Source organism: Bradyrhizobium sp. Leo170 (assembly GCF_004296405.1).
Lineage (GTDB): Bacteria > Pseudomonadota > Alphaproteobacteria > Rhizobiales > Xanthobacteraceae > Bradyrhizobium.
Window position 1 is genome coordinate 1 of sequence record NZ_PSRR01000307.1, and the last position, 10391, is coordinate 10391.

7 protein-coding genes are annotated in these 10391 nt (G+C 61.3%); 3 read left to right on the forward strand and 4 right to left on the reverse strand.

Annotated features, from left to right (window positions below; genetic code table 11):
- Positions 1 to 409: 409 nt before the first annotated feature.
- Positions 410 to 820: an NADH:ubiquinone oxidoreductase subunit NDUFA12 gene (locus CWO89_RS34285; RefSeq protein WP_130582885.1), complete on the forward strand. Its 411-nt coding sequence runs from the start codon at positions 410 to 412 to the stop codon at positions 818 to 820.
- A gap of 336 nt (positions 821 to 1156) precedes the next feature.
- Here CWO89_RS34285 and CWO89_RS34290 read toward each other — a convergent pair whose 3' ends face one another.
- Entirely contained in the window at positions 1157 to 1843 is a 687-nt protein-coding gene (locus tag CWO89_RS34290; protein ID WP_130582886.1) for a DJ-1/PfpI family protein, read from the reverse strand.
- Positions 1844 to 1963: 120 nt separating this feature from the next.
- Here CWO89_RS34290 and CWO89_RS34295 point away from each other — a divergent pair, with 120 nt between their 5' ends.
- Complete coding sequence (locus CWO89_RS34295; protein WP_130582887.1) at positions 1964 to 2902, forward strand: GlxA family transcriptional regulator; 939 nt, start codon at positions 1964 to 1966, stop codon at positions 2900 to 2902.
- Between the two features lie 53 nt (positions 2903 to 2955).
- On the opposite strand, the gene CWO89_RS34300 is transcribed toward CWO89_RS34295, so the two are convergent.
- Together CWO89_RS34300 and CWO89_RS34305 are read right to left on the reverse strand one after the other, a co-directional pair.
- The gene (locus tag CWO89_RS34300; RefSeq protein WP_349644919.1) at positions 2956 to 5898 is read right to left on the reverse strand and encodes a putative Ig domain-containing protein; all 2943 of its coding nucleotides are present in this window, start codon (positions 5896 to 5898) and stop codon (positions 2956 to 2958) included.
- A 350-nt stretch (positions 5899 to 6248) separates the two neighbouring features.
- Entirely contained in the window at positions 6249 to 8057 is a 1809-nt protein-coding gene (locus CWO89_RS34305; RefSeq protein WP_349644920.1) for a sensor histidine kinase, read from the reverse strand.
- Positions 8058 to 8315: 258 nt separating this feature from the next.
- Between CWO89_RS34305 and CWO89_RS34315 the strand changes: the two genes are divergently transcribed.
- On the forward strand, positions 8316 to 9062 hold the full coding sequence (locus CWO89_RS34315; protein WP_130582890.1) for a response regulator transcription factor: 747 nt from the start codon (positions 8316 to 8318) through the stop codon (positions 9060 to 9062).
- Between the two features lie 55 nt (positions 9063 to 9117).
- Here CWO89_RS34315 and lipP1 read toward each other — a convergent pair whose 3' ends face one another.
- Positions 9118 to 10068, reverse strand: a complete 951-nt coding sequence (gene lipP1, locus CWO89_RS34320; protein WP_130582891.1) for a LipP1 family hormone-sensitive lipase — start codon at positions 10066 to 10068, stop codon at positions 9118 to 9120.
- Between the last annotated feature and the right edge of the window lie 323 nt (positions 10069 to 10391).

A 10391-nucleotide genomic window follows, 5' to 3' on the forward strand; every position in this document is an offset into this window, starting at 1 on the left:
CTCCACCGCCTCCAATCGCCGCTCCGCCGCCGCCGACCCGCCCGGCCGAGAACTTGGTACCCTGCGCAAAACCTTCGCTCGGCACCACGAGCGGCAGCGCCAGCGCGAGCGCCGCGGCGGTGCCTAAAATCTTGAGATTGATCATCATTGGGACTCCATCTGCGGGACATGACCCAACCCTTTCCAGGGGCCGGTGTTCCCGCGCCTCGCGCCACCTTGCTGCGCGGGGCCTCAACCTCTCAGATAGGAACTGTATGGCGAATGAACGGGTTAGACCAAATTCCGCGACAATTGGCCGCCAACACTACACCGTGTTGTTCCGCTCTGGGGCACAACACGTGCGGCAATCTGGACAATTCGATCCGCGGATGGCATCACAGCCCAACGATCCCGAACCGGCCGGCGCTTCATGAAACAATTCCTGCTCAAAATCTTCACGTGGTGGAACGGCCAGACCTTTGGCACGCAGCTCTGGACTTGGCGGTTCGGCGAACTCGTCGGTACGGACGAGCAGGGCAATCGCTACTATCGCACCCGTGGCGGCAAGGTCGATCCGGTGCTGCATTTCGAGCGCCGCTGGGTGATCTATAACGGCTACGCCGAAGCCTCGCGGGTGCCGCCGTCATGGCACGGCTGGTTGCATCACGTGGTCGACATGCCTCCGACCGAAGAGAAGTACACGCCGCGGGAATGGGAAAAGCCGCATGTGCCGAACATGACGGGCACGCCGGCGGCGTATCGTCCGTCCGGCTCGACGCTGGCGAGCGGCCGCCGCCCGAAGGCGACGGGCGACTATCAGCCCTGGACACCCGCGAGCTGAATCAACCTCATTCGGACGTTGTGCGAGCGCGCAATTGCGCGTGCAGCGCACGCGCGCCTGTGAACAACGGTAACAACGGGGACGGGCAGTACGGCCTTCTTGCGCGTCACGCGGGATTGGAGCTCAATACGGTCATCTTACGGAGGTGGATGACCACCGCGTCGGATCGGGCTCCAGAATCGCGACTGCCCCGATGAGCAGCGGCCTCCGAGTGGGATGCGGCCGGGACATAGGCCCCCGGTGCAGACGTCCTGAAATCGCCCGTTAATGTGAGGCCACCGTAAGACAGGAAAGGCCGCCCGGGAAACCTGGCGGCCTTTTTCTTTGCGTTGAAATTTATGCGAGCCGTGCCGCGGCGCGGGCGATCATCTCGCCGCGGCGCGCCTGTGACGCTGCCATCTTCTCTTTCATGAAGGCGAGGATTTCGGCCGGCGCAGTGTCCGGCGAACCGGAGTTGAACGGCGGCTTCGGATTGTATTCGAGCCGAAGCTGGATGGCTTCCGCCGTCCTGCGGTCGACGAGCTCCGACACCAGTGTCAGCGCGAAATCGATGCCGGCGGTGACGCCGCCGCCGGTGATGCGGTTGCGGTCGATGCAGACCCGCGTTCGCGCCGGGATCGCGCCGAACGCGCCAAGAAAATCGATCGCCGACCAGTGCGTCGCGGCGCGATAACCTTTGAGCAGACCGGCGGCGCCGAGCACCAGCGAGCCCGTGCAGACCGAGGTGACATACTTTGCGCCCTCCGCCTGCTTGCGCAGGAAGGCGAGCATCTCCTCGTCATTGACCATGTCATCGGCGCCCATGCCGCCGGGGACGCAGATCACGTCGAGTTGCGGGCAGTCGGCAAAGCTGACCGTCGGCATCAGCGCCAGCGCGGTATCGCTCGGCACCGGCTCGATCCGTTTCCACACCAGATGCACTTTGGCCCCGGGCACGGAGGAGAACACCTGCAGCGGACCGGTAAGGTCGAGCTGCGTCACCTTTGGAAACACCAGAAGTCCGATCTGTAGCGGGGTGGACATGGGAGCACCTCAATATCGGTTGACCGCGACACAATGACATGGCGGCCTCATGTCCAAAATGGCATAATTCCCTCATTCCAGGACAATCCTCCGTTTTGGAGACCGATAGGAGAAGGTCTGATGATCGGCGTGCTCATCTTCCCTGAGTTTCAATTGCTGGATGCCGCCGGCCCGATCTCGGCCTTCGAGATCGCCGCGCGCTCTGCCGACAATCCGCCCGCGTTGAAGGTGATCGCGGTGACGCCGGGGCCCGTGCGTTCGTCCTCGGGCGCCGAGATGTTCGCGCGAGGGCTGCGACCGTCAGCGGCGATCACGACCCTGATCGTCGCGGGCGGCGAGGGGGTGCGTACGGCGGCGAGGTGCGCAAAGACTCTGGCGTTCGTGCGCATGCTGGCCAAGCGCGGTGTCCGCATCGCGAGCGTCTGCTCGGGCGCCTATATCCTCGCCGAAGCCGGCCTGCTCGACGGCCGCCGCGCCACCACGCATTGGCAGCGGACCAAGCATTTCGTTTCCGCCTATCCGAAAGTGAAGCTCGAGCCGGATCGCATCTTCACCCGGGACGACAACATCTGGACTTCGGCCGGGATCAGCGCCGGGATCAACCTGGCGCTGGCGATGATCACCGAGGACTATGGCGAGGAGATCGCGCAAAAGACCGCGCGGTATCTCGTGCTCTATCACCGCCGCAGCGGCGGCCAGTCGCAATTCTCCTCGCTATTGGAGTTGAAGGCTTCAAACGGCCGCTTCGGCCCGTTGCTCGCCTGGGCGCGCGAGCATCTCGATGCGCCGCTGACGGTCGAGGACTTGGCGGAGAAGGCCGGCATGAGCTCGCGCCACTTCACCCGCGCCTTCGTCGCGGAGACCGGCACGACGCCATCGAAAGCGGTGGAACGCCTGCGCATCGAGGTGGCGCGGCAGCGCGTGCAGTCCTCCGTCGAGGCCATCGAGCGCGTCGCAGAGGCGACCGGCTTTCGCGATCCCGAGCGGATGCGCCGCGCCTTCATCCGCGCCTTCGGCCAGCCGCCGCAATCGCTGCGGCGTGCGGCGAGGGCGGGTTAGTTAGAGCGTTTTCGAGCGAAGTGGGTACCGGGCCGCGTGATCCGGCAGCACGATCAGAACTTCGCCCCAAGCCCCAGCTTCCCGCCGACGGATGACTGACCCCGCCCTTCGACATTGTAGAGAAGTCCCGCGTCGAGCGTCCATTGGTCTTGAGTCTTCAGGGAAACACCTGCGGTGAAAGTGCCGAACACACCAGAACCATCGAGGCCGGAATAGCCACCCGTCCCTCCAACCTTCGGCGTGAGGATCGAACCGTTGCCGAGCAAGTAGGATCGCGCGATTTCTGCGCCGACACTGACGCGGAGTTGGCGCGCGTCAAAGCCACTGATCGCTATTTGATCCCTCGCGCTGTTGCTCACCACATAGTCTTCGACTCTTTCCGAGAAGTAGACGGCTCGCAACCTCGGCGTCAGCACGGTCACCTTGTCGAGATTCCATTGCCCCTTGATTGAGGAATCAACCATCCATCGCTTCGTGTCGAATGTTCCGTCCCAGAATCTCGTATCGATATTGTTCGCGGAGCCGCCATAACGCAGGCTCGTATCCCAGAACACGCCCTTGCCGAGTTCGAACGACGCGTACGGGCCTGCGAGCCAGCCATTGCCGGTGAGTTTGGTATCTTCCTTGCTGGGATCGATCATCCGGTCAAAGTGGAACGAAAATCCAACAAGAGCTTTTTCCGTCAACAGGTAATCCGCTCCGAGATTGACCATGGCGAAACTGCCCCACTTGCCGTCATTTTCAGTGCGGTTGTGGGCCAGCATCGCGCCATTGATCCAGAGATTGAAAGGCAAGGATGCTGCCGCGGAAGCGCCAGACTTCGTGTCGCGAGCACCTTGCATCTGCGCGAGGCTGGTGGCGAAGTTGAGCGTCAATCCACTTTCTGACGGCAGCACGCGCGCCGTGACGGGATCCTTGTCTCGTCCCATCTGCTGGCGCTCCATCAAGCCCGGAACGCTGATCGCGGAAGAGATCATATTCTGGCGGGTCTGCACGAAGCCGTGGACCAGAGCATCAATATCCCGGGCCACCTTCTGCGCATCGTGACTCAGCTTGTAGGTGACGGTTCCTGTGTTGGAGACTCCGAGCGCACTCGTCAGACGAAATCCCACGCGCACCTGGCCAGAATAGGCAGGATCGGGATTGAACTGGAGGTACCAGCCTGTTGGCGGCGCCGGGCCCGCTTGCGCCAGTTGACCGCGAGTAATCTTGGCGCTTCCAGCATTGGCGGGTTCAACGGAGACGATATCCGCTGACGTAAACGGCCCTCCCGTTGCGCCGCGATTGAGATTGACATCCGCGGGCGTCGAACCGGCCGGCACATCTATCACCTGGTCGGTGACGGTGACTTTCTGTGCATTGACCTTCAGGCTGTATGCGGCCGTACCGATCGCACCACGGCTATCCTGAACTTGGAGTGTGAAGGTATAGTTGCCCGGCGCGGCAGTGGGGGCAAGCGGCCCGGTAAGTTCACCGGTCGAGATGTTCAGGGTCATACCTTTTGGGAGAGCGCCTGAAGCGACGCTGTAGATGAGTGGCGCGGTGCCACCCTTGGCGGATATTGACTGCCTGTAATCCTCGCCCGCCATGGCTTCCGGCAGGCTACCGGCAGGAGGCGTAAACGTGAACGACGCAGCGGGCGGCGAAATGGCGATCGTGTAACCTGCCGACCCGGTAATCCTGTTGGCATCCGTGGCTGTAACGGTGAAGCTGGAATTGCTTGCCGCCGTCGGAGTACCGCTGATCTTTCCGGTAGACGGATCGAGCGACAGGCCGCCCGGAAGCGAACCGGACGTGACGGCATAGCCATAGGGCGCTGTTCCACCGGATGCGGTGACGGTCTGGCTGTAGGCAGCGCCAATCGTGCCGCCGCCCAGTGCCCCCACCGAAGGCGAGAGCGAAAGAGCGCCGGGCGCAGAGATCGTCAGCGTGTAGGCCGCCGAGCCGGTAGCTCTATTGGCGTCGGTCGCGGTGATGGTGAAGCCAGAGTTGCTCGCGGTCGTCGGGGTACCGCTGACCTTTCCGGTAGACGGATCGAGCAGCAAACCGCTCGGTAACGAACCGGAGGTGACCGCATAGGTATAGGGGGCGGTTCCGCCCGAGGCTGTTACCGTCTGGCTATAGGCGATGCCGGTCGTGCCGCCTGTCAGCGCTCCCGCGGCAGGAGAGAGCGTCAGATTAGCAGGCGGGTTCACAACGAGCGTGTAGCGAACCCCACTCAAGAAAGTGAAAATGTAGGTCCCGGCCTGTTGTGGAGTGCCGCCCAGAATGACCCTCACCGCACTCTCTTGCGTTAGAGTCATCCCCGGAGGGATGCTCCCCGAGATCGGAGTGGGTTGTCCGTCAGTAGACATCCGCTGGGGCTCATAGGCCACGCCGACGGTCGCAGCCGGCAGCGTGATATCGGCACCGATCGAGATCTGATAGGTCGCAGATGCAGTACTAGCAGCGCTGTCGGTGACGGTTACCGTAAAAATCAGCCGGCTGATTGTGCGTGTCGGTGTCCCGGTGATGGCGCCGGAAGCTGCGTTGAGCGTCAAGCCATCCGGGAGTGATCCCGAGGTGACCGCGAAGGTGTACGAGCCGGTCCCACCCGAGGCACCAAGGGCTAGACTGTAAGCATCTCCCACAGTTCCCCCAGTTATTTGGCCGGCAGCAGGCGAGAGGGTGAGTGGCGCCGGAGCTGGGCCGCTGCACATGGCACGAACGTCAATTATAGCGGGCCCCACACTGACGCCCGTGTACAAATTGAACGTCTGACTCCCTGAGGAGTTGATAGCCAAACTTCCCGTAGTCGATGGCGTATTTATTGAATCGCCTGTCGTAAGGTTCGCTAGAATTGTGTTGGTGTAGAGAGTTGAGTTGTTGACAAACGATATTGTTTCTCCCGCTTCGAACGTAGCTGGGCCGTATGTAATGCTTTGACTGCTTCCGCTCAGCGCGCCGCCTGCAACAGCGCTACATCCCGCCGACAGTGCATGAGCCTGCCCGCACATGGCGAAAACCGTAAGAATGAGCGCGACGAATAATGCGCGCGCGCCAACCCCAGCGCGCCTTGCCCGCAACGCGTCATCGTCGCGCAATTCCGCCGGATACTTCGCGCCCACTCTTTGCCCCCGAGTCCCGCGCCTGAGCTGCCTCTCGCGCGCAATGTGCAAGCCCGAGCCGCATTGGGGGAAAATAGCGGAAGCCCCAGGAAAACCTTAGAAACCAATCGTAACGTTGGTAGCGCAACGAAACGGAACGCAACGAAAACCGTGGCGAATTCACAACACTCGCGACGGAGTAGATTCACACCGACGCAATGGTCAGGTGGCATCGGGCTCGAGATACACTTGAACTTTGCTCAGGCCTCGCGAGCGGGCAAAGTGATTCGTACCGTGGTGCCTTCGCATTCTCGGCTTTGTACGGTGGCTGAACCGCCATGCGCAGTTGCAATCTTGGCAACGAGGAAGAGGCCAAGCCCTGAACCGTCAGTCCCCTTCGCATTCGAGCCGCGCACGGAATTCTTGAACACATGAGGGAGATCACGCTCCGGAATACCTATGCCATGATCGGTTACGGTTATCGCGATGCCATCCGTCGTCTTATCGAGCGATAACGCGATCGGGGAGGCACCCTTCAGGGCGGCATATTTGACGGCATTCTCCAACACGTTGAGGATTGCGAGTTCGAGCATATCCGTATCAGCAGCGAGTTTGATATCGGCGGCATCGGGCGCAATATGAAGGTCGATCTCCGGACCTGTCAGCAAGTCGCGGCTGCGTTGATGTGCGGCGACGACAATGGACCTGGCAGTTGCCGGCGCGAGGCGAGCTCGAAAGGCAGGCCCCTGCAGGTGGCTGCGTGCGAGATTGGTCTCAAGAACTTCCACCAATTGCGCTACCGAGCGTCGTATGCGCATGATGCGGTCATGGTTCGCCTTATCACTCTTTGCCAGTGAAAGGCCGAGGCTGTCGACGCTGGAGCGGATCGCCGCGAGAGATGCGCGATACTGGTGTGATACGACTTCCAGAAAGCGGACCTGCCGGAATTGCGACTGCATTTCAGCTTGCAGGGCTTCCTCCGCGACGCGCCTCTCGGCCGCTTGCGCGAGTGAGAGGGCTTCGGCCTTTCGTAGCCACACCGCCAGCGAGCCAGTGAGCAGAATCGTCATAATCAGACCCGAAACGCCGTAGGCGTGATAACTCCATTCCGGCATCAGGTCGAAGCCCAATCGGTCTCGAAGGGTGATGAGAAGGCCTAGGGCGATGGCCGTGAATGCGGCAGCTCGAAGTCGACTGACCGCCCCGTCTTCGTTCAGGTACCACAAGCCTAAAAGGAAGTTGACGATTCCGGCCAGCATGCTCACCGACGAGCCGATAGGACCGAAGACGAGGTTGCGTCCCGCGAACGCGAATCCGATGCCCACTATCCCTATGGCGGCGTAGGCGAGGTAAAGCCCGTGAAGCCAGATCGATTTTCTTCGCAGATCAAGCAGGCTCGAACAGGCGAGAGCGCTAAATGCCAACCCCATCCAGGCGTTGAAGCCTAGAAAGAGATCGTTGGCCCACCCGGTGCCACGGAACAATAACACATGACTGAGCCCGAGATTGCCCGCGTAGACCAACATCACACCAAGTGTGCTGAGGGCCACGAGCAGATATTGCCTTTTGCGGTCGAAGCAAAAGAACACGAGGTGAATGACGAACAACACGCTCATGCCACCGAACCAGGCGCCATAGATTCCGCCGACGAGGGCGGCCGACCGCGTATGGCCCTGGACTGTTTCGAGTCTCAGATTCAGCTGGGTGGACGAGTTGGTATTCAGCAGGCGGATATAGACAATGGTCTTTTCGCCCGCGGCGAACTCGAGCCGTACCGCATTGTCCAGCCCGGAAAAGCTATCGTGCGGGAGTGGCCGATGATCGCCCGCCTCATGGAGGGTAAAGTCGTTCTTGGAGGATCCAGTACCTGGCTTGGCGACGTAGATGTCGATCGTGTCAATAAAGTTCGGTGTGAGGGATAGAATGCCTTCGGCATTGACCGGGGCGGGTAAGGTCAGTCGGAGCCATGCGGCATGACCGATGTAGCCAAAGTTGATGTTCTGGCCGGAAACGGGACGAATTCCGTTTGGCGGGCCGGCGTCAGGACGTCCTGCAGCGTCAGAGTCGATGAAGGATCAGTCAGCACGGCCACGTTCCCCCCGATAGCTGGAAGGTGGGAAGCAGCTTCCGCGCTGACGGAGAGAATGCAAAATGTCAGCACTGACAGCCACAGCGAGAGGCAATGGCGCGTGCCACGCCGAACGGGAGCCGTCCACCGCTCTCGTGCAGCGTTCGTCAAAATTGTTATTGTTTTGGCTGGGGCAAATAGCAATAGCACTGCTGCTAACATTGTAGAATCTTCTTCACCACTCCTGGTCTAGTTCTTTATGATGACTGAGAATTCATTCATACGGGAATCCGAGAGGCCGATCGTCTCCCAGAACGTCAGCATCCTGCTTGTGGAAGACCACAGCGAGTTTCGCCAGAGTATCGCGGATTATCTGCGCCTTCGCGGTATGCGGGTGACCGAGGCGGCTTCCGGCATCGAATTTTACAGAGCGCTGCGTCAAGCGCGCTTTGACGTCGCCGTGCTTGACATCAACTTGCCGGACACAAGTGGATTTGATCTCGCGGCCGAACTTTCGGCGCGTGAGGACATGGGCATCATTATGCTGACCGCGCGCAAGGAACGAGAGGATCGCTTGCGCGGATATGGCGATGGCGCGCATCTCTACTTCACCAAGCCCGTCGATAGTGAGGAATTGGCGCTGGCTATCGAGAATCTCGCACGACGCGGCAGACAGCAGGTTAATCGTGCCGTTGGGAATTCCAGCAGCACGTTACGTCTCGATCGAGCCCGCCAGACGCTCCATGACCCAGCGGGACGATTTGTCAGGCTATCCGGCCGAGAGCTGGTGTTGCTTGACTACTTGGCAACCCGCCCGAATATCACGGTATCGCGCGAAGAGATCGCCGGACTCTTTGGAGATATTGAGCCAGACCCAGAAAGCCGTGCCCTGGACGCCGCCCTCACTCGCCTCCGCGCCAAGCTCAAGGCCAAGGATGTTGAGTTGCCATTGCGCGTCATTAAAGGTGTTGGCTTGCGCCTGATGGCGAACATTAAAGTCGAATGAACATCGACCGGTTTCCCTGCGTGAACTTAGTTACCTTGACCGGTCGCCCGTTCGGTTACGCGTCGAGCTGCCTCAGCCACGCGCCGATATCGGTCGCTGCAACATTGGCCTGGTTGAGCAATTTGCCCATGGTGAAGAAGCCATGGAACTGGCCGGGAAAGTGCTTGTAGGTCACGGGCACTCCGGCTGCCTTGAGGCGTTCGGCATATTGGTCGCCTTCATCGCGCAACGGATCGGCGCCGGCGGTCAGCACATAGGCCGGCGGCAGGCCGATCAGGGTCGTCGCCCGCGCCGGCGAAGCGCGCCAATCATGCGCGTCGGCAGCGCTGCTGAGATAGTGATCGCGAAACCAGCGGATGACGGAGTGCGTGAGGAGGATGCTGGTTTCCGGCTCGCTGTGCGAGGGATGCGTCATCCCGAAATCGACCGCCGGATAGATCAGCACTTGTCCCGCGATCGCAGGACCGTTGCCGTCGCGCGCGGCGATCGACACGACCGCGGCGAGATTGCCGCCGGCGCTGTCACCGCCGACGCAAAGGCGCGCCGCGTCGATGCCGAGCTGCCTCGCGTTTGCCGCCACCCATTTCGTCGCCGCAATGGCATCGTCGACAGCCGCAGGGAATTTGTGCTCGGGCGCGAGACGATAGTCGACGGAGATCACGATCAGCTCGCCTTCATCGGCAAGCTTCCGGCAGACCACATCATGGGTGTCGAGATCGCCGATCACCCAGCCACCGCCGTGGAAGAACACCAGCGCCGGCGACAGCCCGTCCTTCTGGCGCAGCTTCTTGGGCCTGTAGACCCGCGCCGGGATCGTGCCGTGGGGCGCGGGGATCGACAGCGGTTCGACCTGTGCCAGTTCCGGCGGCTCGGGATTGCTGACAAAGCGGGCCTGCGAATAATACGCACGCGCTTCGGGGGCGGTCAGCGTTTCGTAAGCGGGCCGGCCGGCCTCCTGAAAGGCCTTGAAGACGGCGGCGGCATCGGGATCGAGAACGATAGGCATATTGGATGGGCTTCCTCTGGATCATCCGCTTTCCGGATTTTTTGCTGTTTTCCGCGTGGCGGTCCGCAGACCCCGGCGAGAGCCGGAACTATTTCATGGGGCAGGGAGCCTGACCAGTGGCGGAAGCCCGCCCTTTCCCCGCCGTATTCGGCGTGTTAACCGGTGATCCTGCGAGCGGCATGTAGCCAATAATTGATTAGTATGTTCAAAGCCCGATTCGTTCCTTGAAGCCGCGCGAGATGCTCCGAACCGTTGCCCTGACTGGCTTTGCGGCCCTGATCGCCGCCTCAACCCTCCCGCTTGCGCCGCCCGCGCGCGCGCAG